Here is a 24,999-nt window from a genome sequence, read left to right as displayed (position 1 = left end):
CGCCTGACGGCGACCCCGACCTTTCGACCAGACGGGAGGCGGGTGGTTGCAACCGCTCAAGACGATACTGATCGCCGGCGGCGGGTCCGCCGGATGGATGACGGCGGCGCTGTGCTCGCGGCTGTTCCAGGGTCTCTACGAGATCATCCTGATCGAGTCCGAGCAGATCGGCACGGTCGGGGTGGGGGAAGCGACCATCCCCGCCATCAAGAAATTCAACGAGCTTCTCGGCATCGAAGAGGACGACTTCCTGCGCAAGACGCAGGGCACTTTCAAGCTGGGCATCGAGTTCCGCAACTGGTGGCGCAAGGGCGAAAGCTACATCCACGGCTTTGGCGTCATCGGCCAGGACCTGGGCTGGCTGCGCGCCCACCAGTACTGGCTGCGCATGCGCGAGCTGGGTCGCGCGCCGGCCTTCGACAATCTGGCGATCAACAACGCCATGGCGATGCAGGACAAGTTCATGCGCGCCCGGGCGGACATGAGCGACTCGCCGATTGGCCACATCGCCCACGCCTTCCACTTCGACGCGGGCCTCTACGCCAAGCACCTGTCGACCTACGCCCAGGCGCGCGGCGTCCAGCGGCGCGAGGGCAAGATCGTCGACGTGACGCTGCGGCCCGAGGACGGCTTCGTCCAGTCGGTGACCATGGACGACGGCGAAGTGATCGCCGCCGACTTCTTCATCGATTGCTCGGGCTTCCGCGGCCTGATCATCGAGCAGGCCTTGAAGACCGGCTACGACGACTGGACCCACTGGCTGCCGGCCGACCGGGCCATCGCCGTGCCGTCAGAGCGCTCGGAGCACTTCACGCCCTATACCCGCTCGACCGCGCATGACGCCGGCTGGCAGTGGCGGATCCCGCTGCAGCACCGCACCGGCAACGGTCACGTCTATTCGTCCAAATATATCGACGACGATGAGGCCGAGCGCGTCCTGCTGTCGAACCTGGACGGCGCCCAGCGGGCCGATCCGCTGCGCATCCGCTTCACCACCGGCAAGCGCAAGAAGATCTGGAACAAGAACTGCCTGGCCGTGGGCCTGGCCGCTGGTTTCATGGAGCCGCTGGAGTCGACCAGCCTGCACCTGATCCAGTCGTCGGTGATCCGCATGGTGCGCCTGCTGCCGGACGCCGGCTTCGACCAGGCCACGATCGACGAGTTCAACCGCCAGACCGACTTCGAATACGAGCGGGTCCGCGACTTCATCATCCTGCACTACAAGGCCACCGCGCGCGACGATACCGCCTTCTGGCGCTACTGCCGCGACATGGAGGTCCCCGCGACCCTGCAGCGGAAGATCGACCTCTTCAGCGCCAATGGCCGCGTGTTCCGCGAGGATGACGAGCTCTTCACCGAGGAGAGCTGGATCCAGGTGTTCCTGGGGCAGGGGATCATCCCGCGCGCCTACGACCCGCTGGTCCGCGTCCACTCGGACGAGGATATCGCCCGCCACCTCGGCAACATCGAAGCCGTCATCGGCAAGTGCCTGAACGTGATGCCCAGCCACGCCGAGTTCGTGGCCCACACGTGCCAGGCCCCGCCGCTGGCCGCGCCACCGCTCGTTCCAACAGCCTGATGTCTACACGGAGTAACGCCATGACGACCGCCGCCCAGCCTTCATCCGCCCTGCGGATCCTGTGCCGGACCACTGCCGCCGTGGCGTTGCTCGCCCTCACGCCGATGTCGGGCGCTCTGGCCGAGGTCATGCCGACCAAGGACAGCGCTCCGCTGGCCCCGCGCGCGGGTGACGCCGCCTGGGCTCGCGCCGACGCGCTGGTCAAGCAGATGACGCTGGACGAGAAGATCACCTACCTGCACGGCCTCTTCCCGCCGAACACCAAGACGGTCCCGGCCGACATGATCCCGTCGGCCGGCTATGTGCCGGGCGTGCCGCGCCTGAAGATCCCGACGCTGCGGGAAAGCGACGCCAGTCTGGGTGTGGCCAACCAGGTCGAGCAGCGTAAGGGCGACGTCGCCACGGCCCTGCCGTCGGGCCTGGCCCTGGCCTCGACCTTCGAGCCCAAGCTGGCCTATGCCGGTGGTGCGATGATCGGCGCCGAGGCCCGCGCCAAGACCTTCAACGTCCTGCTGGCCGGCGGCGTCAACCTGACCCGCGACCCGTGGGCGGGCCGTAACTTCGAATATCTGGGCGAGGACCCGCTGCTGGCCGGCGAGATGGCTGGGGAGCAGATCAAGGGCGTGCAGTCCAACCACATCGTCTCGACGATCAAGCACTTCGCCCTGAACGCTCAGGAGACTGGCCGCCACGTGATGGACGCCCAGATCGACGAGGCCGACCTGCGCGAAAGCGACCTCTTGGCCTTCCAGATCGCGATCGAGAAGAGCAATCCAGCCTCGGTCATGTGCGCCTACAACAAGGTCAATGGCGACTGGGCCTGCCAGAACGACTTCCTGCTGAACAAGGTGCTCAAGCGCGACTGGAACTATCCGGGCTTTGTCATGTCTGACTGGGGCGCGGTGCACAGTACGGTCAAGGCCGCGCTGGCGGGCCTTGACCAGCAGTCGGGCCAGGAGCTGGACACCCAGATCTTCTTCGGCGACGACCTGAAGGCCGCGATCACCAATGGCGAGGTCAGCCAGGCCCGCGTCGACGACATGGTCCGCCGCATCCTGCACGGGGTGATCACCTCGGGCCTGATGGATAACCCCCTCCCGACGACCGCCCAGCCGATCGACTACGACGCTCACGCCAAGGTCGCCCAGGCCGTGGCCGAGCGCGGCTCGGTGCTGCTGAAGAACACCGCCAACCTGTTGCCGCTGGCCAAGACCGCCAAGAAGATCGTGCTGATTGGCGCCCATGCCGATGTCGGCGTGATCTCGGGCGGCGGCTCGTCGCAGGTGCGTTCGGTCGGCGGCGCGCCGATCGAGATCCCGCTGAATGGCGGCGAGGCCGCCTCGTTCGTTCGTGTCACCTGGCACGCTTCGTCGCCGCTGGAGGCGATCAAGGCCGCCGCGCCGGGCGCGCAAGTGATCTATGTCGACGGCAAGGACCCGGCCGCTGCGGCAGCCGCTGCCAAGGACGCCGACGTCGCCATCGTCTTCGCCTGGCACTGGCAGACCGAAGCGCAGGACGCGCCCTCAATCGTTCTTCCTGACAACCAGGACGCCCTGATCGACACCGTCGCCGCCGCCAACAAGAATTCGATCGTGGTGCTCGAGACCGGCGGCCCGGTGACCATGCCGTGGCTGGATAGCGTCGGCGCGGTGCTGCAGGCTTGGTATCCCGGCCAGCGCGGCGGCCAGGCCATCGCTCGCCTGCTGTTCGGCGACGTGAACCCGTCTGGCCGCCTTGCCATGACCTTCCCCAAGACCGCCGACCAGGCTCCTCGTGCGAGTGCTCCTGGCTTCGAGGAGCAGGCTGCCATCGACGACGCCCGCCGCGCCGGCCAGAAGGCCGGACCGATCAAGGGCTTCGCGGTTAAGTATCCGGAGGGCGCCGCCGTCGGCTACCGCTGGTACGCCCAGGAGAAGCGCCAGCCGCTCTATCCGTTCGGCTATGGCCTGTCGTACACGGCCTTCGCCTACAAGAACCTCAAGGTCGAGGACGCGGCGGGGCTGAAGGTCAGCTTTGACGTCACCAACACCGGCAAGGTGGCCGGCGCCGACACGCCGCAGCTCTACGTCACGGCCGGCAAGCGCAAGTCGATGGTCCGCCTGGCGGGCTTTGAGAAAGTCGACCTGGCCCCCGGCCAGACCAAACGCGTGACCCTGACCGTCGAGCCGCGCCTGCTGGCCGACTACGACGTCGCCAAGCCGGGCTGGACCATCCCGGCGGGCTCTTACCCGCTGTACGTCGGCAGCCACGCCGGCGACATGGCCCTGACCGGCACGGCCAACCTCAAGGCCTGGACGCGGAAGCCGTGATGCGCGTCGTCCTCCTCGCTACCGCCGCGCTGGTCGCGGCGGCTCCGGCCCTCGCGGCGCCCAAGCTGCAGAGCTGGGTGACCACGGGCGACAAGAGCCAGCTGCTCAGCCCTCAAGCGCCTTCGGGCGCCGTGGCGGCCAGCGCGGTCGCTGGCCTGCCGGTCATCGCCGTCGACGCCAAGGAGCGCCACCAGTCGATCGTCGGCTTCGGCGGCGCGATCACCGACTCCTCCGCCTGGCTGATCCAGAACAAGCTGACAGCCGCCCAGCGCGACAAACTGTTGAAGGAACTCTACGGGCGCGGGGAGGGCGGCCTCGGCTTCAGCTTCACCCGCGTCACCATCGGCGCCTCGGACTTCTCGCTGGACCACTACAGCCTGGACGACGCGCCAGGTGGGGCAGGGGATCCGAAGCTCGAGCACTTCTCGCTGAAGCGGCCGCAGGAATTCGTCTTCCCGACCGTCCGCGCGGCGCTGAAGATCAATCCCGAGCTCAAGGTCATGGCCTCGCCGTGGAGCGCCCCGGCCTGGATGAAGACCAACGGCTCGCTGGTCCAGGGCCAGCTGAAGCCCGAGGCCTATCCGATCTATGCCGACTTCTTCGCCCGCTACATCCAGGAAGCCCGCAAGGTCGGCGTCCCCACCGACTATCTGAGTATCCAGAACGAGCCGGACTTCGAACCCGACAGCTATCCGGGCATGCGCTGGAACGCCAAGGACCGCGCCAGGTTCTTCGGCGAGAACCTGGGTCCGGCCTTCAAGCGGGACAAGATCACCACCAAGGTGCTCGACTGGGACCACAACTGGGATCAGCCGCAACAACCGACGACCGTGCTGGCCGATCCCAAGGCCCGGGCGTTCGTCGCGGGCGTAGCCTGGCACTGCTACGCCGGCGACGTCTCGGCCCAGCAGCCGGTGACCGACGCCAACCCCGCCAAGGAGGTCTTCCTGACCGAATGCTCGGGCGGGGAGTGGTCGCCGAAGTTCGACGACAGCTTTTCGTGGATGGTCGAGAACCTGATCATCGGTTCGGTCCGTGGCGGCTCGCGCGGCGTCCTGATGTGGAACCTGGCCCTGGACGAGAAGTTCGGCCCGCACGCCGGCGGTTGCAACGACTGCCGGCCGTTCGTGACGATCGACAGCAAGACGGGCGCGATCACCCGCACCCAGGAATACTACGCCTTCGGTCACGCCAGCCGGTTCGTGAAGCCGGGCGCAGCGCGGATCGGCTCGCCGGCCAAGGTCGGCGACCTGCGCACCGTGGCCTTCCAGAACCGCGACGGCGGCCGGGTGCTGCTGGTGCTGAACGTCGGCAAGGCGCCGGCCGACTTCGCGATCACCGAAGCCGGCAAGACGTTTAAGGCAACCCTGCCGGCCCGCGCGGCCGGCACCTTCACCTGGTGAAATCAGGCTGGGAGGCCTTCAGGTCTCCCAGCCCCAGCCCAGCCGGCGGCTGATGGCCTCGGCGGCGTCGATGACGCCCCGGGTGGCCAGCTCCATCCGCGCCTCGTCCATATATTGCGGGATGCTGGACAGGCTCATGGCCGCGACGACGGCGCCGCTGGCGTCACGGATCGGGGCGGCGACACAGCGGATGCAGTCGCCGGCCTCGTCGAAGTGCCGGCCCACGCCCTGGCCCTGGGCGGTCTGCTGATCCTCATCCGGAAAATACACCGACCAGGCGTCCTGCGGCGCGTCCAGCAGCAGGGCGCGGCCCAGGGCTGTGTTGCTGATGCGGTTGCGGTCGCCGACCTGGTGGCGCACGGCCACCCGCCGGCGGCTGGGCGAGCGGGCGATATAGACCACGTCGTCGCCGTCGCGGATCGCCAGGTTGGTCGCGTCGTCCATCTCCTGGGCTAGCGCGTCCAGGAACGGCTGCGATACCGCCGCCAGGCTGGTCGACTCCTGGGCCTGGAAGCCCAGGTTCATCAGCTTGGGACCCAGGCGATAACCCTTGCGCGGGTCGTGGGTCAGTAGACGGCGATCCACCAGGGCCGAGGCCAGCCGGTGCGCCGTGCTGCGGGTCAGGCCCAGCTTGCGCTCCAGCTCGGTCAGCGCCACCGGCCCGCCACGCGCCGCATCCAGGATGTCGAGCGCGCGCAGCAAGGTCTGGCTGACCTTCTCCGTCTTGGTGTCGGTCTCACTGGGTATGAACATGGTTTGGCCCTCCGCAGCTGACCGAGCGTCTTAGGCCGTTTGTACGTCAGGTCGCAGCGTCCGTGGCGCCAAAAAATGCCAGCGCTGGCGCCGTTAATGCTAACGCTGGCACTCAGACAAATACCGATATATGCCACATCGTGGGAACAAGGAGACTCACGTGGGGGTAGGGGCGTTTGGCGCGGCATTGTCCGTGACGATCGACGACGTGGCCATGGCGGCCGGGGTCTCGATCCGAACCGTCTCCCGCGTGCTCAACGAGTCGCCCAATGTCGGGGCCGAGACCCGCCAGAGGGTGCTCGAGACCATCGAGCGCCTGGGCTACGCGCCCAGCACCCGGGCGCGGGCGCTAGCCTCGGGCCGCTCGTTCCTGATCGCCATGGTGCAGGACGATCCCAACGCCCACGTGATTGGGGCGTTGCAGCGCGGCATCGTCGAGGCCTGTTCGTCGCACGGCTACGAGCTGGTCGTGCGGCCGGTGCGCTTCGGCGCCCCGGATGTCGCGGCCGACGTCGAGAACTTCGTGCGTCGCTCGCGGGTGGACGGGCTGATCGTCCTGCCGCCGGCGTCCGAGATCGCCGCGATCCCCGAGCGCCTGACGCGCCTGGGCGTGCCGTCGGTCGGCATCGCCTCGGTCCTGGTGCCCGAATATCCGTGCATGCTGGTCAGCAACGAGCGCGGCGCGACCCGGGCCCTGGGCCAGCATCTGCTGTCGCTGGGCCACCAGCGCATCGCCATGATCGAGGGCCCGCCACATTTCCGCTCGGCCCAGGAACGCAAGGCCGGCTTCCTGGAAGGCATCGGCGGCGCCATGCCCGAGGCTTATCTGCAGAAGGGCGACTACGGCTTCGAGAGCGGCCTACAAGCGGCCCAGGCGCTGCTGTCGCTGGACCAGCCGCCAACGGCGATCTTCGCCAGCAACGACATCATGGCGGCCGCCGTGGTAAAAACGGCGCGTGAGCGCGGCGTGAGCATTCCTGACCAGCTGTCCGTAGCTGGGTTCGACGACAGCGACATCGCATCGATCATCACGCCAGCGCTGACCACGATCCGCCGTCCGCTGGTCGACATGGCCCAGGCCGCCACGGAACGGCTGCTGGAGATGATCAACGGCGTGCGCCGAAGCTGGCCCCAGGAGACCGTCGACTTGACGCTGATGCACCGACAGTCGGTGGGGGATGCACGGAGAGAAGCGGGATAAGGCCGGCGGGGCGTTCGTTGTACGAGTATCGTCTAAGATATATTATCAGAAATAATATGATGCGTCATCAGAGCTCGATCGGTCATCTGCCGACGCTGCCGGACGCGGCGATCGTGCGGTCGAACAGGATGCCGTTGAACGGCGTGTTGGCCATGTAGAGGATGGCGCCGCCCATCACGATCCACGTCACGGGCCCGACCAGTCCCAGTTGGTGGCCGACGGTCGCCAGGCCCAGCACCGCCAGCCCGGCAGCGATGAAGCCGAGGTTGAAGTCGACGTCGCCGTCGAAGCCCAGTTCGCTCCAGGCGTCACTTCGGAGCTCGCCTTCCCCGCCGTCATCCGCCGCCGGCGCCCTCGCGCGCCTGACGCCTCGCCAACCCTAGCCGCAGGCGACTCGCTGCGCGGATGAACGGTGGAGACTACGGACCAGATCGGCCGCGCCGAGTCCCACGATGAGGGCCAGGTGCAGGCCCAGCGTCACGAGCGCCAGCGCCGCCAGCAGCACCGCGACGGACGACTGGGCGCCCAGCAGCAGGATCATCAGGTTGCCGAACACCAGGTCCTTGTTGGAAATCAGCGGGATGCGCGAAACCAGGTAGCGGATCGCCAGCACAACCAGCCACAGCTGCGGGGCGACCTCCGGCAGGGCCAGCCACCAGGTCAGGACGATCAGGGCCGTCGACACCACGAGCCGCAGCCCATGGGCGACGCTGACATAGGCCAGCTGCCCCGGGCGCAACGAGAACACTCGACGCCCGAAGACCAGCAGGCCCAGCGAGATCACCACCGGAAGCAGTCCCGACCACAGGGCCGGCCCCAGCTGATGGGCGAAATCGAGTTCGCGCAGCTGCGTGGCGCTGACCGCCGCCAGGCCCAGGGTCAGCAGATTGCCCTGCAGCGCCGAGATGATGTTGACGTCCTTGATGGCGGCGAAGGGCGCGGCGGCGACACCGACCACGCGTCGCGCCCAGACGTAGAGATAGGCCTCGCCGCTGTAGCCCAGCACGACCTCGTTGATCACGGTCTTGCGCAGCAGCGCCTCGAAGCCGGCCAGGGGCAGGTTCCACAGCCGCTGGAAGACCGCGAAGTCGCACAGCGGCTGGGTCAGATAGAGCAGCACCGAGACCAGCCAGACGAGGGGCGACAGCCGACCGATCGTCTTCAGGACGTCTGCCGTCGCGCCGCCCAACTGCAGGACGATGGCCACGACCAGGCCGACTGACACGACGCCGCCCAGGACGGTCCACCAAGGCGAGGTCTTGCTCGGCGAAGCGTCCGCATCGGCGGTGTCGGCTTGCGTCACAGGGGTCAAGCTCTGGCGCCGACCGTTTGCAGAGGACGGGCCTCCGGACGCGGCGCGGTCGACCAGGTCCTGTCCGCGACCGCTTGATAGTGGTCGAACAGATCCGCGAAGTGGTCGGTGTCGCGCCGTACACCGGCGGCCGCCTCGATCGCCGCGGCCTTCAGCGTGGCGGGATCGCGCGCGAACAGGCGACGGATGGCCGCCGCCGCGGCTTCGATGTCGCCGGAGCGATAGATCTCCGAGGTGGACGGCTGGGCGAGGTCGGCGAAACCGCCGCGATCCGGACCCACGAGCGGAAGACCGCTGGCCATCGCCTCGGCCGGGAGCAGGCCGAAGGTCTCGGAGTCGCAGCCGTGCACCAGCACATCCGCGCTGGCCAGGTGCGCGGCCAGCAGGCCCCGCTCGCGGATCGGTGGGATCAGATGGACGTGGGGCTTTCCGGCGGCCGCGCGCAGGACCCTGGCGCGGTCGATGCCGTCGCCCACCACCACGAGGCCGATCGGGATATCAGCGCTGGCCCTCACCGTGGCCTCGATCACCATCGGCCAGCGCTTTTCCGGATGAAAGCGCCCCACGGCCAGGGCCAGCTTCGCGTCGTCGGGGCAGGCGCAGGCCGTGAGCAGCTCCGATCTCTGGCGCTCGTCGCGCAGTCGCGGAGAAAACGACCCCCGGTCGACGCCTAGCGGGATGCTCGTCACGGCCTTCAGGCCATGCTGCTCGAAGCGTTGCCCCAGCCAGTGTCCGCCGGTGACGACGGAAGCAAAACGTCCCGTCAAATTGCGAAGATAGCTCCAGAACCAGTCGAACAGTTGGTCGATCCGCTCGGGGCTGGCGACGGAGGCCAGCCATCGTTGTGGGTAGATCGCCACCGGATCGGCGTGCATGAACATGGCGCGGGCGGCGGACCCGGACCAGTTGGCGACGATCCAGGCCCCGCGCCAGGGCGACGAGGCCTCGACCAAGTCCGGCGACAGCTTGTCGAGCCAGCGGTGCACCGGCGCCGCGTCCCAGAACATGTGATAGTTGGCGTCGAACGGCAGCGCCGGGCACCGAACCTGGATCAGGCCGCCCTGCCCGCGCGGTTCGAATCGATCCTCCGGTCCCGGTGCGATGACGAACAGCTCGTGGCCCAGCTGGGTCGCCGCCTCGAACTTGCGGTCGATATAGGTCCGCACGCCCCCGCCGGTGGGCGAATAGAACTCGGCGACATCCACGACCCGCATCACATTTCCCGAAAAGCCCCGCCGCCATCGCTAAACCATCACCGTGACGGTCCTGTTGGCCGCCTTCACAAAAAGACGATGTGCGCCGGGTAGGTCTGTTCAGGTTCGAGATTCCGCGTGGTGGTGGGGGCGAGCGCGTCGTTCTAGCGGCCGGGGGGCCAAGGCGTGCACGGGGAAGGATGGTCATGGATATCAAGGCGTTGACGCGCATCGACGGTGTGCGCCCGTTGCGGATCGCCATGTTTTCGGGGAACTACAACTACACCCTCGACGGCGCGAACAAGTCGTTGAACCGCCTGGTCGGTCACCTGCAGAGCAGTGTCGGCGCGCAGGTGCGGGTCTATTCCCCGACTGGACCGAATCCCGCGTTCGAGCCGATGGGCGAGCTGATCTCGGTGCCGTCGGTGAAGATCCCATTCCGGCGGGATTATCGCCTGGCGCTTGGCCTGCCGCGCGCCCTGCGGCGCGATGTCGAGGCGTTCAAGCCCGACCTGATCCACCTGTCCGCGCCGGACCTCTTGGGCTCGGCGGCGCTGAAGTTCGGACGCGCCCTGAACGTCCCGGTGGTCGCCAGCCTGCACACGCTGTTCGACACCTATCTTGACTACTACGGCCTCGGCCAGCTGCGCGCGCTGGTGCGCCGCCAGCTCTGGAACTTCTATGGGGCGTGCGACTACGTCCTGGCCCCCACCGAGGCGATCGGCGACGAGTTGCGCGCCCAGAGCCCGGCGGCCCGTGTCCGCACCTGGGCGAGAGGCGTCGATCCCGAGCTCTTCCATCCCGGACGCCGCAGCGAGGGCTGGCGGCTGAGCCACGGCTTCGCGGCCGATCGCCCGGTGATCGTCTTTCTCGGGCGGATCGTCATGGAGAAGGGCCTGGCGGCCTTTGCCGAGACCATCGGGCGCCTGGAGGCGACCGGCCAGGCCCCGCAGGTGCTGGTGATCGGCGACGGTCCCGGCCGGTCCTGGTTCCAGGAGCGGATCCCCTCGGCGGTCTTCACCGGCTTCCTGACCGGAGAGGCCCTGGCCACGGCCCTGGCCAGTGGCGACATCTTCCTCAACCCCAGCACCACCGAGACCTTCGGCAACGTCAATCTGGAGGCCATGGCCTGCGGCCTGGCGATGGTCTGCGCCGACGCGCCCAACACGCGGGCCCTGCTGCGCCACGGTCGCAACGCCCTGCTCTGCGCGGATCGGCCGTCCGCCTATGCCGACGCGCTGTCGGGACTGCTGACCGATCGCGAAGAACGGCTGCGCCTGGGCGCCGAGGCGCTGGAGCGCAGCGCCGCCTATCGCTGGGCGGAGATCCTGAACGAGGTGGTGGACGTCTATGCCGAGGCGCTGGACGCCCGCCCCGTCCCGCGAGCGCCGCGCGCGCCCGCGTGGCGGTCCGGCGCCCTGGCCGAGCCGCAACCGGCCGGCCTGCCCGTGCTCTGAGCCGTCGCCGCGACATTCGACATGATCCCGACCCTGCTCGATCGCTATCTGCTGCGGCGAACCCTGACGCCGATGTCCGCCGTGCTGATCAGCACGATGGTGGCGTTCCTGATGGAGCGCATCATGCGCTCCTTCCAACTGCTGTCGCAGACGACGGACGGCTTTCGGTTCCTGACCGAGCTGCTGGTCAATCTCGTCCCGCACTATGTGGGGCTGACCCTGCCGGGCGGTTTCTTCATCGGCCTGTTCGTCGTCGTCAACGGCCTCAACAAGAGCTCGGAGATCGACGCGATCCTGGCCAGCGGCATGTCGCTGGGCCGCTTCGCCGCGCCCTTTGTGGGCCTGGGCGTCCTGCTGATGGCGTTCAGCATCCTGCTGTTCGGGTTCGTCCAACCCTACAGCCGCTACGCCTATCACGCGGTGCTGCACGCGGCCGAGAAGGCCGGATGGAACGGCGACGTGCGGCCCAAGGCCCTGCTCTCCACCGGTCCCGTCTTCCTGACCGCCGATCGCGCCGATCCCAGCGGCCGAGATCTGGAGCGCGTCTTCATCCGCAGGGTGACGCCCGACGGACGCGAGGATGTCATGACAGCGGTCTCGGCGGTCATCCGCAAGGACGCGCGCGACAAGACCGTCATCCTGGAGCTGCGCGATGGCCGCCAGGTCAGCACAACCCGTGACGCTCGGGTCTATGTCACCAACTTCTCGCGCTTTTCCTTCGACCTGCCGCTGTCGATGTCGGCCAAGCTGTTCCGGGTCCGCGGCGACGAGGTCAGCGAGCTGACCCTGATCGAGCTGGCCCAGCAGGGCTTTGGCAAGGTCGCGCCCCTCCTGCCCCGGCAGATCCTGCTGGCCGAGCTCTACGCTCGATGCTCACGAGCGCTGCTGCTGCCCCTGCTGCCGCTGCTGGCCGTTCCGTTCGGCCTGAGCGCCAAGCGCGCGGGCTCGGCCTCGGCCATGGCCACCGGCGCGGTCCTACTGTTTCTGTTCGAGACCTCGATGATCCTTGGCCAGGCCATGGTTTCGGGCGCGGGTCTTCCGGCGATCCTCACGGTCGGCCTGCCGGCCGCCGTCTTCGCCGTGGTGTGCATCGCCACCTGGATCGCCAGCCGAAAACGCCCCGGCGAGAACCCCGTCAGCTGGCTGACCGAGCACGTTGCCGACATGTTCACCGCCATCGCCCAGGCGTTCGGGGCGCGTAGGCCGCAGTCGTAGCGATTGATTTTGCGAGGCGAGCGATAGGTTTCGCGACGCCTCGGCCGGCCCGCTCTTGCATGACAGGCCTCAAGTGCGTCCGACTGGATCGACAGGTCTCGGGAGGACCGATCGATGCGGCGAATTCTGATGCGTTTCTTCAGCGGTTCGCGCGAGGTGGATGAGCTCGTCGAGGCTTCTGCCTTCTGGTTCGACAGCTTCCGCGTTTAGCGGAGAACTGGGGAGAGCATCGACGCCCTCCCCACATCACCAGTCCCCTACAGCTTCAGGCGCGCGCCGATCGTGAAGTAACGGCCCAGCACGTCGTCGCCGATGGCATAGCCGTCGCGCATGCCCGCTCGGGTGCCGTTGCCCGAGTAGGCGCCGCCGGGCGGGTCCTGGTTGAACAGGTTCTGGATGTTCAGGAACAGGTCCGCCTTACCGACCGACGTGTCAGCCTCATAGGTCAGGGTCAGGCTGGTCGTTCCGAACGAGTCGATCTTGTTCTTGACCCAGACCTGGGTCGGATCGCCGCCCAGCTTCATGGAGCCACGCCAGCGCTGCATCAGGTCGACAGTCAGGCGCGGGACGGGTTGGAAGCGGAACAGGCCCGTCAGGCGCAGCGACGGCCCGGCGGCCATGCCCAGCGGCCCAAAGGCCACCCCGCCCTGGTCGGTCGTCGGCGCGCCGGGCTGGCGGTAGTAGACGTGCGGTTGCCAGGCGCCGAGGAAGCGGACCGCGGCCGGGCGATCGAACAGGCTGGTCGTGTAGTTGACCTCGAGGTCCGCGCCCCAGGTCTCGATCTCGGCGATGTTCTCGTACTTGGTGTACCAGCGCGTCACGGCGTTGGCGGCGGACTTGTCGACATAGCCGTTGGGCCGGACCTGCAGGGCGCAGAACGGCGAGGAGCCGCCGCTGGCGTAGCAGGCCTGCTGGTAGGCCGCCGTCGAACCGGCGATCTGGGCCACCGCGTCGGTGATGGTGATGTGATAGCCGTCCAGCGCGATGCTGAGACCCTGCGCCGGGTTCCAGACCAGGCCCGCCGTGGTCGTCTTGCCGATCTCGGCCGTCAGGTCGGGGTTCGAGAGATCGGTCGACGGGACGCGCGGGCTGGTGTTGGTCAGCAGATCGACCGGATTGACCGGCACCGAATTGATCGGCGCAAACAGCTCGTAGAGCGTCGGCGCGCGGATATCGCGCGACTTCGTGCCCCGGAACCGCAGGACGTCGTTGAGACGCCAGTCGAAGCCGACCTTCCAGGTCCAGTAGCTGCCGCTGGTGTCGTAGTCGGTGAAGCGGGCCGCGCCATTGACGCTCAGCGACTGGGCGAAGGTCTTGTCCTTCAGCAGAGGCGCGTCGAACTCGAGCGCGGCTTCCTTGACGGTCTGGCTGACCTTGGGACTGGCGGCGTAGGTCTGGGTCCACAGCGCCCCGCCGGCCGTGCAGTTGTAGCGGATGCCCGTGCAGTTCACGACCGCGCTGGGCAGGGCGTCGCTGCTGGATTCAAAGGACAGCTTCCGCCACTCGCCCGACAGCGCGACATTGACCTCGCCGGCCCAGGTGCTGAACGGCGAGCCGTCGATGTGGCCCGACACCGCGTCCATCGTCGTGTTGGCCGTGTAGTGGGTCGGCTGCATCACGTAGTTGATAGCCTCGGCGCTGGCGGCGCCGGACCCGAAGACGTTCAGCGGCACGCAGCCTGAACTCGGGTTCGTCAGGGTGATGTTGCAGACGGTCTTGCTGGTGGCCGGGTCGGTCACCGCATCGAGGGCCGCGGCCAAGCGCTGGTTGTTGATGTTGGTGACGAGCGTGGTGCGCAGCTCGGTCGTGCCGTGCGTGTAGTCCAGGCCCCACTTCCAGGCGCCCAGGTCGCCGTCCAGGCCGGCGGTGTAGATCCGCTGGTCGGACTTGGAGCGGGCTTCCAGGCGCGGGGCGCTGGCCACCAGTTCGCTGAGGGTGAAGGTTCCCTGCCCCGCCGCCGCCAGCTGCGCCCGATAGGTCGGGCTCAGGAAGGCGTTCTGCGAGCTCATCGTGACCCGGTTCAGGGTTAGGTAGTCGGAGTAATTGGCGTTGGTCTTGATGTTGCCGCTGGCCTGGACGTAGGCGTGGACGCTGTCGGTCAGGTCGTAGTCGAAGCGGCCGAAGACCTGATGACCCTTCAGCGAGGCCAGCAGCGAGGAGTCGTAATAGGCGCCGTCGCCGCCGATCTGCAGCGCGGTCGAACCCGTCGCCGTCCCCGCCACGAACGGCCGCAGCGTGCCGTCGGCGTTGAAGGTCTGGCCGTTCAGCACGCCGCTGTTGATCAGGCCGCCGAACGTATAGGTCGACTGGCGAACGTTGCTAAGCAGCTGGTACGGGTTTGCGGCGGTCCCTGCCCCGGCCACGCCCCACAGGGTCATCCAGTCGCGATCAGAGCGGCGGGCGATGCCCTTCTCGTCGCGATATTCGTAGCTGCCCTCGACGTGGGCGCGGTCGCCCAGTCGCCGGCCGACCGCGAAGCCGACATCGGCCTTCTTGCCGTCGCCTTCCTGCGAGACGCCGGTCTGGGCCACGGCCTTCAGACCGTTGAACTTCTTGTCGAGCACGTAGTTGACGACGCCGCTGACGGCATCCGAGCCATAGACGGCCGAGACCCCGCCGGTGACCGTGTCGACGCGCGAGACCAGCATCTGCGGGATCACGTCGACATCGACCACGCCGTTCAGCAGGGTCGGCGGCACGCGCAGGCCGTCGACCAGCACCAGGGTGCGGTTGGGGCCGATATTGCGCAGGTTCAGCTGGTTGGCCGAGGCGTTGCCGGCCCCGACGCTGCCGGTGGAGGTGGGATTGACGCCCGAGCCGCGCGAGCCGGCAAACACCGGCAGCACCTGCAACGCGTCGGCCAGGTTGCCTGGCGACATGCGCAGCACGTCTTCGGACTGGACCACGGTGACCGGCGACGGACTGGCGTCGCCGTTCTTGATCACCCGTGAGCCGGTGACGACGACTTCGGCGACCGTGGCGTCATCGGCCGGCACAGTCTGGGCCGCGGTCGCCGTGGCGATCGCGACAACGCTGGCGCCAGCAAGAAAAGCCAGGCTCGTCTTGAGCAGTTGCATCAATCCCTCCCTTGCCGCCGAGAGCTCGCGCAGTTTTCCGCGCTGAGACTCCGGCTGCTTGTGTTCTTATTTCGCGAACGTTGTTCGTCCGCGATTTGAGGATGATCCTGCTCCCTCCGGCTCGCTTATTGGTTTGATGGGCTCATCCATTAGTTTTCCGCTGCGGAAACCGATCAAGCGCCGAGAGACGCCGTCAGGTCGTCGAACAGCTCATCGACCGACAGCTTGCGCGGGATGATCTTCTGCTCGAACGACCAGTCGATGGCCAGTTGCAGACCCTTGCGGTTGGCCTCCAGGCCAAATGGCGGATAGACGGCCGGCGCGCCGCCCTCGGTCAGGGCGCGGCTCTCGACGATCATGCGGTAGATCTCGCGCACCACGTCGGGCCGCTGCTTGGCCACGTCCTGGTGGACCACGAAGATGTGGTTGATCGGCACGACCTGCTCACGCGCGAACCAGTCCTTAGCCGCATTGAACGGATCCGGCACCAGGTACTGGACGCGCGGGTCCTTGGGCAGGTCGACGCCCTGCAGGGTGGCGGCCAGCTGCCCGTCCAGCATCATCTGGCCGATGTCCGAGCCCTTGGGCAGGCGTAAGCAGTTGGCCGGGTCGCTGTATTCTTCCAGGTGGCCGTCGCCGGTGGTCATCCAGGTGACCTTGTCCAGGTCGACGCCGTATTCGTGCTGCAGCACGCCGCGAATCCACAGGCCGGTGGTCTGGGCATAGGTACGCACGCCGACCTGCCTGCCCTCGATGTCCTTGGGGTCGAGATGGCCCAGCTCGCCGTTGAAGCCGGCGCAGTGGTGCTGGAAGCGACCCGAGATCGGTGCGGGCAGCAGCACGTAGGGTTTCCCGTAGCTCTTGGCCTGCAGGTAGGTGACGATCGCCAGCTCGCCGGCGTCGTATTGGTTGCGGCGGACCATGTCCTTGAAGCCGTTGTGGGCCTGCTCGGGTCCGCAGAAGTCCAGCTTGACGATGTCGGAGGTCACCCGGCCGTCCTTGATGGCCTTGGTGACCGGGTAGTCGGCCAGGTTGGTCTTCAGCGTCAGGACGTCGGTCGTGGTGTCGGTCATTGCTCGTTCCCCTCGCGCCTAGAGCGCGACCTCGATCAGCACCGGACCCGCCTCGCGGACCGAGTTGACCATGCTCTTGTGGAAGTCCTCGGCCGTGGTGACGCGCTGCGAGGGGACGCCCATGCTGGTCCCCATCGCCACCCAGTCGATGCGCGGCTTGTCGATGTCGATCATCGCCAGGGCCTGCGGGCCCGGCGCGCCGAAGCCCATGTTGGCGAATTCGGTCTTGAGGATCTGGTAGCTGTGGTTGGCGAAGATAATCGTCGTCACGTTCAGGCCTTCACGGGCCTGGGTCCACAGCGACTGGATCGTGTACATGGCGCTGCCGTCGCCCACCATGCAGAAGACCCGGCGATCCGGGCATGCCAGGGCCGCGCCGGTGGCCACGGGCGTGCCGTAGCCGATCGAGCCGCCCATGTTCTGTATGGTGTCGTGCGGCAGGGCGCCGGCGGTCAGGCCCATGCTCTCCCGCCCCGTGGTCAGGGATTCGTCGACCAGGATGCAGTGCTCGGGCATCGCCGAGGCCAGGGCGTGGGCGATGCTGATCGGCTCCAGCTTGCCGGTCGGCACGCCGTTGTCCGAGCGCTCTTGCAGGCGCGGAGCGACCTTGGGCCCGCCCAGGGCGTCCAGCAGCATTTCCAGGCCCAGGACACTGTCCTCGCCGGTCGTGATCAGGCTGTGCACCGTGCTTTCGGGTGACTTCAGCAGGCTCGGCTTGTCGGGATAGCTGAAGAAGGCGATCGGCTCGCCGGTCTCGACCGTGACGATGGTCCTGAAGCCCTTCAGGAAGGCCACGGCCTGGGGCACGGCATAGGGGATGCGCTCCAGCGGCACGCGCCCGGCCCCGCGCTCGATGCGAGTGCTGAAGAACTGCGTGGCCAGGCGCGCGCCGGTCTTGGCGGCGACCTGTCCGGCCAGCTCCAGCGCTTGGCCGCGCAGGGCCTTGTTGCCGAGGATGATCAGAGTGTCGCCGTCGGTGCGCAGGACCTGGGCGACGTGGTCGACGCGGGCCTGGTCAGGCGTCTTGCGCGTGACCTTGGCGCGGATGGTCTTCGGCGGCTGCCCGGCGTCGCCCCACGAGGTGTCGCCCGGCAGGATCAGGGTGGCGATCTGGCCCGGATGCTCGCTGGCCTTGGCGACGGCCGAGGCGGTGTCCAGCGCGATGGAGGCCGAGCTGTCGGCGCGGCGCACCCAATGGCTGAGCGGCCGGGCCAGGCCCTCGATGTCCGAGGTCAGGGGCGCGTCGTACTTGAGGTGCGCCGTGGCGTGCTCGCCGATGATGTTGACCATCCCGGAACTGGCGCGCTTGGCGTTGTGGATGTTGGCCAGGCCGTTGGCGAGGCCGGGGCCCAGGTGCAGCAGCGTCGAGGCCGGCTTGTCGCGCATGCGGTACCAGCCGTCGGCCGCGCCGGTCGCCACGCCCTCGAACAGGCATAGCACGCTCTTCATCCGGGGATTTTCCAGCGCCTGCAGAAAATGCATTTCCGAGGTGCCGGGGTTGGCGAAGCAGACCTCGACGCCCTGGTCGGCCAGTGTGTTCACAAGGCTTTCGGCACCGTTCATCTCAACTCCTCCACACGATCGAAGGCGCTTCGCGGCGCGTTCGTCTCAGGAGGAAAAGAGACCATTTCCAGAGGGCGGCGACCCAATCCAAACGGGCCGGAAAGCGATAGATTTCCGGCCCTTCCCTGGATCTCTTTCCGTCAGTAGCCGGCCAGTTCCTTGCCCTTGCCGACCACGCCGTAAGAACGCTGTGGCGCGGCCATCAGCCAGCGGTAACCCTCGGCCAGCAGGCGATCGACATTGCTGGCGTTGGTGTGCGGATTGCCGACCGGCACGCCGTGGCGCACGCAGGTCTCGGCGACCTTCTTCATGGCGTCGCGGACATCCGGATGGTCGTACTGGCGGGGGAAGCCCATCTCCTGGGAGAGGTCCCCCTCCCCGATCAGCACGAAGCCGATCCCAGGTACTTCCTTGAGAATCTCGTCGAGGTTCTCGACGCCCTTGACGCTCTCGATCATCAGGCCGACCAGCAGCTCGCCCTGCGGGGCCAGCGGCCAGACGTCGGCCTTGGCGTAGTACTCGGCCTGGGACAGCCCCCAGTAGCGGGCGGCCGTCGCTGGGCCATCGCCGCGCACGCCGCGCGGCTCGTACAGCGGCGCGTTCTTGGGCCGGCCATAACGACACGAGGCGACGGCGTTGTACGCCTGGGCCACGTCGTTGATATGCGGCCAGATGATCCCGTAGACGCCGCGGTCCAGGGCTTGCTTGGCATAGGCCTGGTTCATCTCGACGCCATTGGCCGGCACCCGCACGATCGGGGTGACCTGGGGCGCCAGGCTGGCGGCCGAGTGGATCTGCTTGCGGTTCAGCAGGTACTGCAGCGCATCGCCCAGAGCGGCCATGTCCCAGGGATTGTGCTCCATCTCGAACACCAGGCCGTCATAGGGCGAGTCCGAGAGGTCGATGGCCGACTGCTTGTCGGCCTTGGCGAAGCAGGTGAAGGCGGGCTTGCCGGCTTCCCATGCGCGGATGACGCCATTCAGGCGAGTGTCGGTCATGGTTTTCTCGTTATCTTTCAGACCGCTTCAGCGGTTTCCTCAGGGTTCCAGTACATGAACCCCATGCCCTCGCCGGTGCCGGCGGCGGTGCGCCAGCACGGCACGTAGTCGACCAAAGTCATCTTCGCGCCCGTGTGCTGCAGGGCCATCATGACGATGCTGTAGATCTTCACCTCGGAGGTGCCCGACTGGTAGTAGCCGTCGGGGATCGCGGCCAAGCCGTCATAGTCGTAGGCCGCCAGCTTCCGCATCACGTCGCGGTCGAATGCCTCGTCATTGACGAAGTGCGACAGGCCGCCCGAGGCGATCACCGCCACGCGGACATCATCGGGCCAGGCCTCGATCGCGTCGCGCAGCACGCGGCCGAACCGGATGCAGCGGCTCATCGACGGCTGGGTCGGCGGATAGAACAGGTTGAACAGCACCGGCACGTGCGGCGGCGGCTGGTCGCCCATGATCTGGTGGTAGACGAAGCTGTAGGCGTGCGGCACGACCGGATAGTCCGGCTTCACGCCCTGGCGCTGCTGCATCCAGACGTTTTCCGGCCAGGCCTGCAGGTCATTGAGGTCGAAGCCCTCCTTCTGGAAGGTCTTGATCAGATAGGTCGCCAGCGCCGGATAGGCCTTGTGCACCACGTGGTGGTCGGGCGCGTAGACGGGGCGCTGGGGCGGGCCGTTGTGGACGTCCTCGCCGGTGTAGATGGTGATCGAGGGCGACTGGTCGGGCCAGATCTCCTTCTGGTCCTTGCCCAGCACGATGGCGACATCGACCTTGGCCCGCTTATAGGCGTCGGCCATCTGGTCCAGCGCCACGCGGCAACGGCCGGCGCGCTCGGTGCGCTCCTCGAGGGTGAGGAACGGCTCGAACGCCGCGCCCCGGTGAGCTTCCAGCTCCGGATAGGTCCAGGTGCGGTTCTGGAACCACAGCTCGGGGTTCTTGCGGTCCCGCTCGCCGTTGGTCAGCCAGTCCTCGGGGGCCTGGCCCAGCATGCCGCTGTGCGGCACCGCCATGCCAAATACGATCTTGGCCATCTTACGCGTCTCCTTGAACTTTCGGCGGGCTTCAGGCGGCAGCGGGCTTGGCGTCGCCAGGCTTGGCCTCGGGGGGCGGCGCGTTGGCCTCCTCCGGAACCTTCGGCGCCCATTCGGGTCGCAGCATCACGATGACCGTCGCCGCGCCCAGCACCAGGAAGGCGAAGATCAGTGTCATCGGGGCCACGTACGAGCCGGTCACGTGCAGCAGCCAACCGGTCAGCAGCGGCGCGACGCCGCCCGCCAGGGCCGTGGCCACGTTCTGCACGCCCTTCACGCGGCCGACGATCGGCTTGGGGATCAGGGTCAGGCTCGAGAGGGCCAGGTTGTTGGCGGTCGTCAGGCCCAGGCCAGACAGCGAGGCCACGTTCCAGAACAGCGCGGTCCCGATATCCTTGGCCGTGGCGCCCAGCAGCACCGTGCAGGCGATGGCGAAGCCGGAGACGACGAAGATCTTCCGGATCAGGACCGGACGCCCGTAGCGCTGGATCAGCACATCGGCCAGCCAGCCGGACGCCAGGGCCACCAGGGCGATGCCCATGAAGCTGTAGAAGGTGTAGAGGCCCATTTCTTCCAGCGACAGACCGCGCTGTTCGACCAGATAGGCCGGCATCCAGGTCATGCAGAAGAAGGTGAAGTAGTTGTAGCAGAAGTTGACGATCATCGTGCCCCAGACCAGCGGGCTGGCCAGGATGGCGCTGAGCGGGACGTCGACCTTCTTCTTGACCACGGCCAGGGTCTCAGCGGCGCGCTTGGGAAGATCGCTCTTCACCGCCAGCATCCACGGGACCAGCCAGGCCAGGCCCGCCAGGCCGGTGATCAGGAACATCACCTGCCAGTTGAAGTGGATGATCAGCCAGGCGGCCAGGGGCGCACCTATGGCCGGGCCGAACTTAGCGCCCAGCATGTAGACGCCGACGGCCGCGCCGCTCCGATTGGGATCAAAGTTGTCGCGAATCCAGCGATAGCTGGCCGGCACGACGACCGCTTCCGCGGCCCCGACCAGCAGCCGCATCAGGATCAGCCCCCACAGCGCCGGCATCAGGCCGATGGCCGCCGAGGCCACGCACCAGACGACGAAGCAGATCGCATAGGGCCGCTTGACGCCGTAGCGGTCGACCAGCCAGCCCATCGGCACCTGGAACAGGGCGTAGGACCAGAAGAAGGCCGAGTTGATCCAGCCCCGGTCCACGTTCGAGAGATGGAAGTGCTCCTTGAACGGCGCGGTCGTCAGGGCGGCCGAGATGTTGATCCGGTCCACGAACGCCACCAGGGCGCCCAGGGCCAGCAACACCAGGATCCCCCAGCGCCCCAACGAGGCCTTCAGCGTCTTGCCGTCCGTCGCGACGCTCTCGTCGTTTGCTGCCGCCACTTGAACTCGCTCCATCCCTTGTCGACTTGTCTTAGTCGATGCTTTGTTTCGGTAGATTTCAGTTCGCCAGAGCGGGGTAAAGGGCCCCGGCCGTCTTGCCGAACACCCAGTCCTGGTCTTCGGCGGACAGCGACGACAGGCGTTCGCGCGCCGTGGCCAGGATCTCCGCGAGTGTGCCCGGCGAGGTCGGGAAGTTCGAGCCCCAGGCCAGGCGCCGGGCGCCGAACACCTCGACCAGCTTCGGAAACCAGGTCTCCGGCGTCGCCGCGCCCGTCTTGCTGTCACCCATGATCCTCGGCGTCAGCTTCATGTAGAGCGACGGGATGTCGGCCAGGTCGAACAGGCTTCGGGCCGCCTTGTAGGGCGGACCGTCGGTGACGTCCGGCCGGCCCAGGTGGTCGAGGATGATCGGCACGTTCGGGAAGCGCTCGGCCAGGGCCCGCACCTGCGGCAGACCGACCGGGCCGGTCTGGATGCACATGGTCAGGCCCAGCTCGCCTAGCAGCTCCCAGGCCGGAAAGGCGCTGGGATCCTCCAGCTCGGTGGGGTCGAAGTCCTTGGTGCTGCCGCCGGTGAAGATGCGCAGGCCGGTCAGGCCCTTGTCGGTCCAGGCCTTGATCGTCTCGACCGCGTCCGGCGCCCGCACGTCGACCGAGCCGACGGCGATCAGGCGATCCGGATAGCGGTTGCAGGCGTCCACGACATAGCTGTTGTCGAAGCCATAGGTTGTCGAGGAATGGACCACGGCCGCCTTGGCCACGCCCGCCTCGTCCATCGCCGCGATCAGGGTCTCGACCACGCATGGCCGCTCCTGCGACCAGTCCGAGCGCTTGCCGAACAGCGGCGCCGGCGGATAGCGAGCCTCGTCATCCGAGATCACGTGCGGATGGATGTCGATGACCGAGGACATTAAGCGCTCCCTAGGACTGGTCTTCTTTTGCTGAAGCCATCGTCCCCGAGATCGGCGCTCAGGAGCAGTCGAAGCTGTGCGGCGAGGTATAAGTTCAGGCTGTCTTGAAACGAAAAACGCGGCGCAGATTGCTCCACGCCGCGCACTCTTAACTGGTTGAAAAGTGAACTATTTTCCGCGCGACTTCAGGTGCGCATCGAGGCGCGGATAGACGCGACGGGCGTTGCCTTCGAAGATGTTGTAGCGGTCCTGATCGGTCAGGCTGACGCACGCGTCGACATAGCGTTTGGTGTCGTCGAAATAGTAGCCGGTGTCGGGATCCTTGCCGCGCACGGCGCCGATCATCTCCGAGCCGAACAGTACGTTCTTCGAGGGGATGACCTTGGTCAGCAGGTCCACGCCTGGGTGGTGATAGACGCAGCTGTCGAAGAAGATGTTGTCCAGCAGGCCTTCCAGCGGCCGGTTGGCCATCTCAAGCGACATGCCGCGATAGCGACCCCAGTGGTAGGGCACCGCGCCGCCGCCGTGCGGGATGACCAGGCGCAGGGTCGGGAAATCCTTGAAGAGGTCGCTCTGCAGGATCTGCATGAACACCGAGGTGTCGGCATTCAGATAGTGCGCGCCGGTGCCGTGGAAGTTCGGATTGCATGAGGCGGCCACGTGGACCATGGCCGGCACGTCCAGGTCGCACAGCGCCTCGAACAGCGGGTACCACTCGCGGTCGGTCAACGGCTTGCCGGTCCAGTAGCCGCCGGTCGGGTCGGGGTTCACATTGGCCCCGACGAAGCCCAGTTCCTCGACGCAGCGACGCAGCTCGGGGACCGAGTTGGCGGGCGGCGCGCCGGGCGACTGCGGCAGCTGGCAGACCGGCACGAAGTTGTCGGGATAGATCTCGGTCACCCGCTTGACCAGGTTGTTGGAGACCTCGGCCCACTGCAGGCTGGTGCGCTCATTGCCCAGGTGGTGGCTCATCAGGCCGGCGATCGGCGAGAACAGGGTGATGTCGCTGCCCCGTTCCTGCTGCAGCTTCAGCTGGCCGTTGCCGACGCCCTCGCGGATCTCGTCGTCGCTGACGTGGGCTTCGGAAACCGGCGGCGCGGTCGACGGGCTGTCGGCGGCGTCGACCTGGCGCTGGCGCCACTCGCGGAACGACTTGGGGACGGTGGTGAAGTGGCCGTGGCAATCGATGATCATGGTCTTGGGTCCTCGGCTCACAGCTTGTCCGGATCGACGAACAGCGCGTCCATGCTCATACGCTTGGGGGTCAGGCCCTGGGCGAAGGCGGTGCGCTCCAGCGCCTCGATGGTCGGGCGGTTGGCCTCGATGCCGTAGGGCAACGGGTCGGGACCGACGATGTCCATCAGCTTGACGTACTTCTTCTCGGTATCGTTCTGCGGACCATTGGCGCGCACGCGCTCGAGCCACTCGTCCTTGGCCTGCTTGAAGGCGTTGTAGAGCGAGGTCGCGACCCAGGGGTGCTCGGCCAGCACCGAGTCCTTGACCACGATCGTGCCGTGCATGGGATAGACGCCGGTGCGACGGAAGTAGTCGGCCTCCAGTTCGGCGGCGTTGGGCAAGAGGTCCGGATAGTTGGCCTCGACCTCCTGCCAGCCACCGGTCGGGGCGCCGGTACGACCGATGCCCGCCGCGCCCTCGACGCCGGCGGACAGCTCGCCATCGGCCATCATGTCGGCCAACGGGCGGGTGGCGTGGATCACGTTGCCCGGCAGCTTCAGCTCGCGGACGTGCTCTTCGTCATCGACGACCCAGGTGACCTTGGACGGATCCAGGCCGCAGTCGTCCATCAACGCCTGGCGCAGCCACACGCCGGTGGTCACCGAATAGGCGCGCACCCCGACCTTCTTGCCTTCCAAATCCTTGGGCGTGACGATCCCCGCGTCGGGACGGACCAGCATGCCCGAGTGGTGGAAACGGCGGACCACGAAGATCGGCAGGGCCACGAACGGCGCGCCATAGGCCCGGGCGATGATGTAGGTCGTGGGCGCGATCTCGCAGACGTCGAACTCGACGTCGCGCACCATCCGGCGGAACGCGCCGATCTGCGGCTTGACGGTGATGATCTCGGCCTCGACGCCCTCGATCGGGATCGAGCCGTCGCGGATGGCCGACGTGTGCGGATGCTCCGCCACGGCGATCTTCAGATGTACCTTCCCGGCCAAATGTCCTCTCCTCAGAACTCATCAGTATCCGGGGATTGGTCGGCGGTCATCGGACCAGCACGTCGCCCCGTTCGTCCTGACAAAGGCGTTCGACCTCGAGCGATCGCAACCGGCCCGCCGCGAAACCTTGAGGGCGCGCGCCATTTCCTATCGGACGGGCGATAGGTTCGCCGCGACGAGTGATAAGTTTTGCGCCGCATCTTGTAATAGATCGAGCGCGTGGCGACGCGTTTGTTATCGCCTCAATCGCAAGCACAGAATGGCTTTTAGACCCGTTGCCATGGCTTCGAAGCGCCTGATGTGGCGACTTTCACGCTTCTGTCCGCCGCTTGCACCCCGATTGATTCCTGTTACCGCTTGGCGATCGGGAGGA

19 protein-coding genes are annotated in these 24,999 nt (G+C 67.2%); 6 read left to right on the top strand and 13 right to left on the bottom strand.

Translation table 11 applies throughout. From position 1 onward, the window contains the following. Window positions 1–46 precede the first annotated feature (46 nt). From AC1RR5_RS25295 to AC1RR5_RS25285, 3 genes are read left to right on the top strand one after another with little or no spacing between them, the layout of a single operon-like run. A complete protein-coding gene (locus AC1RR5_RS25295) occupies window positions 47–1,579 on the top strand; it encodes a tryptophan halogenase family protein (RefSeq protein ID WP_492926268.1) in 1,533 nt (510 codons plus the stop codon). A 20-nt stretch (window positions 1,580–1,599) separates the two neighbouring features. Beyond that, complete coding sequence (locus AC1RR5_RS25290) at window positions 1,600–3,888, top strand: beta-glucosidase (protein WP_492926266.1); 2,289 nt, start codon at window positions 1,600–1,602, stop codon at window positions 3,886–3,888. Then, window positions 3,888–5,291, top strand: coding sequence for a glycoside hydrolase family 30 protein (locus AC1RR5_RS25285; RefSeq protein ID WP_492926264.1), 1,404 nt, complete (start codon window positions 3,888–3,890; stop codon window positions 5,289–5,291). The genes AC1RR5_RS25290 and AC1RR5_RS25285 overlap by 1 nt, the downstream gene beginning before the upstream one ends. A gap of 18 nt (window positions 5,292–5,309) precedes the next feature. On the opposite strand, the gene AC1RR5_RS25280 is transcribed toward AC1RR5_RS25285, so the two are convergent. Continuing rightward, entirely contained in the window at window positions 5,310–6,044 is a 735-nt protein-coding gene (locus AC1RR5_RS25280) for an IclR family transcriptional regulator (protein ID WP_492926262.1), read from the bottom strand. A gap of 193 nt (window positions 6,045–6,237) precedes the next feature. Here AC1RR5_RS25280 and AC1RR5_RS25275 point away from each other — a divergent pair, with 193 nt between their 5' ends. After that, on the top strand, window positions 6,238–7,245 hold the full coding sequence (locus AC1RR5_RS25275; RefSeq protein WP_492926260.1) for a LacI family DNA-binding transcriptional regulator: 1,008 nt from the start codon (window positions 6,238–6,240) through the stop codon (window positions 7,243–7,245). 82 nt (window positions 7,246–7,327) lie between these two features. Here AC1RR5_RS25275 and AC1RR5_RS25270 read toward each other — a convergent pair whose 3' ends face one another. From AC1RR5_RS25270 to AC1RR5_RS25260, 3 genes are all read right to left on the bottom strand, one after another. Next, window positions 7,328–7,501 (bottom strand): DUF5690 family protein, encoded by a 174-nt coding sequence (locus tag AC1RR5_RS25270; RefSeq protein ID WP_492926332.1) that lies wholly within the window; start codon window positions 7,499–7,501, stop codon window positions 7,328–7,330. A 123-nt stretch (window positions 7,502–7,624) separates the two neighbouring features. After that, window positions 7,625–8,548, bottom strand: coding sequence for a hypothetical protein (locus AC1RR5_RS25265; protein ID WP_492926258.1), 924 nt, complete (start codon window positions 8,546–8,548; stop codon window positions 7,625–7,627). A gap of 5 nt (window positions 8,549–8,553) precedes the next feature. Then, on the bottom strand, window positions 8,554–9,771 hold the full coding sequence (locus tag AC1RR5_RS25260) for a glycosyltransferase (protein ID WP_492926256.1): 1,218 nt from the start codon (window positions 9,769–9,771) through the stop codon (window positions 8,554–8,556). Between the two features lie 185 nt (window positions 9,772–9,956). On the opposite strand from AC1RR5_RS25260, the gene AC1RR5_RS25255 reads away from it, so the two are divergent. Next, window positions 9,957–11,207 (top strand): glycosyltransferase family 4 protein, encoded by a 1,251-nt coding sequence (locus AC1RR5_RS25255; RefSeq protein ID WP_492926254.1) that lies wholly within the window; start codon window positions 9,957–9,959, stop codon window positions 11,205–11,207. A gap of 21 nt (window positions 11,208–11,228) precedes the next feature. Continuing rightward, on the top strand, window positions 11,229–12,422 hold the full coding sequence (locus tag AC1RR5_RS25250) for an LptF/LptG family permease (protein WP_492926252.1): 1,194 nt from the start codon (window positions 11,229–11,231) through the stop codon (window positions 12,420–12,422). A 257-nt stretch (window positions 12,423–12,679) separates the two neighbouring features. On the opposite strand, the gene AC1RR5_RS25245 is transcribed toward AC1RR5_RS25250, so the two are convergent. The 9 genes from AC1RR5_RS25245 to AC1RR5_RS25205 form a co-directional block, all read right to left on the bottom strand. Beyond that, the gene (locus tag AC1RR5_RS25245; protein WP_492926250.1) at window positions 12,680–15,499 is read right to left on the bottom strand and encodes a TonB-dependent receptor plug domain-containing protein; all 2,820 of its coding nucleotides are present in this window, start codon (window positions 15,497–15,499) and stop codon (window positions 12,680–12,682) included. 173 nt (window positions 15,500–15,672) lie between these two features. Further along, window positions 15,673–16,572 carry a substrate-binding domain-containing protein gene (locus AC1RR5_RS25240; RefSeq protein WP_492926248.1) on the bottom strand — a complete coding sequence of 300 codons (900 nt, stop codon included), beginning with the start codon at window positions 16,570–16,572 and terminating at the stop codon, window positions 15,673–15,675. 18 nt (window positions 16,573–16,590) lie between these two features. Next, a complete protein-coding gene (locus AC1RR5_RS25235) occupies window positions 16,591–18,135 on the bottom strand; it encodes an acetolactate synthase large subunit (RefSeq protein ID WP_492926246.1) in 1,545 nt (514 codons plus the stop codon). Between the two features lie 140 nt (window positions 18,136–18,275). Then, window positions 18,276–19,133, bottom strand: coding sequence for an HpcH/HpaI aldolase family protein (locus tag AC1RR5_RS25230; protein WP_492926244.1), 858 nt, complete (start codon window positions 19,131–19,133; stop codon window positions 18,276–18,278). Window positions 19,134–19,150: 17 nt separating this feature from the next. Beyond that, window positions 19,151–20,164, bottom strand: coding sequence for a DODA-type extradiol aromatic ring-opening family dioxygenase (locus AC1RR5_RS25225; protein ID WP_492926242.1), 1,014 nt, complete (start codon window positions 20,162–20,164; stop codon window positions 19,151–19,153). A gap of 31 nt (window positions 20,165–20,195) precedes the next feature. After that, window positions 20,196–21,536 (bottom strand): MFS transporter, encoded by a 1,341-nt coding sequence (locus AC1RR5_RS25220; protein ID WP_492926240.1) that lies wholly within the window; start codon window positions 21,534–21,536, stop codon window positions 20,196–20,198. A gap of 58 nt (window positions 21,537–21,594) precedes the next feature. After that, entirely contained in the window at window positions 21,595–22,446 is an 852-nt protein-coding gene (locus AC1RR5_RS25215; RefSeq protein ID WP_492926238.1) for an amidohydrolase family protein, read from the bottom strand. 168 nt (window positions 22,447–22,614) lie between these two features. Further along, entirely contained in the window at window positions 22,615–23,640 is a 1,026-nt protein-coding gene (locus tag AC1RR5_RS25210) for an amidohydrolase family protein (protein ID WP_492926236.1), read from the bottom strand. 17 nt (window positions 23,641–23,657) lie between these two features. Then, entirely contained in the window at window positions 23,658–24,626 is a 969-nt protein-coding gene (locus tag AC1RR5_RS25205; RefSeq protein ID WP_492926234.1) for an ABC transporter substrate-binding protein, read from the bottom strand. Window positions 24,627–24,999 lie beyond the last annotated feature (373 nt).

It is taken from the genome of Caulobacter sp. GW821-FHT11E11, assembly GCF_058808315.1.
Note: the sequence above shows the minus strand (reverse complement) of the source record. Positions and strands in the feature narration are given on the sequence as shown.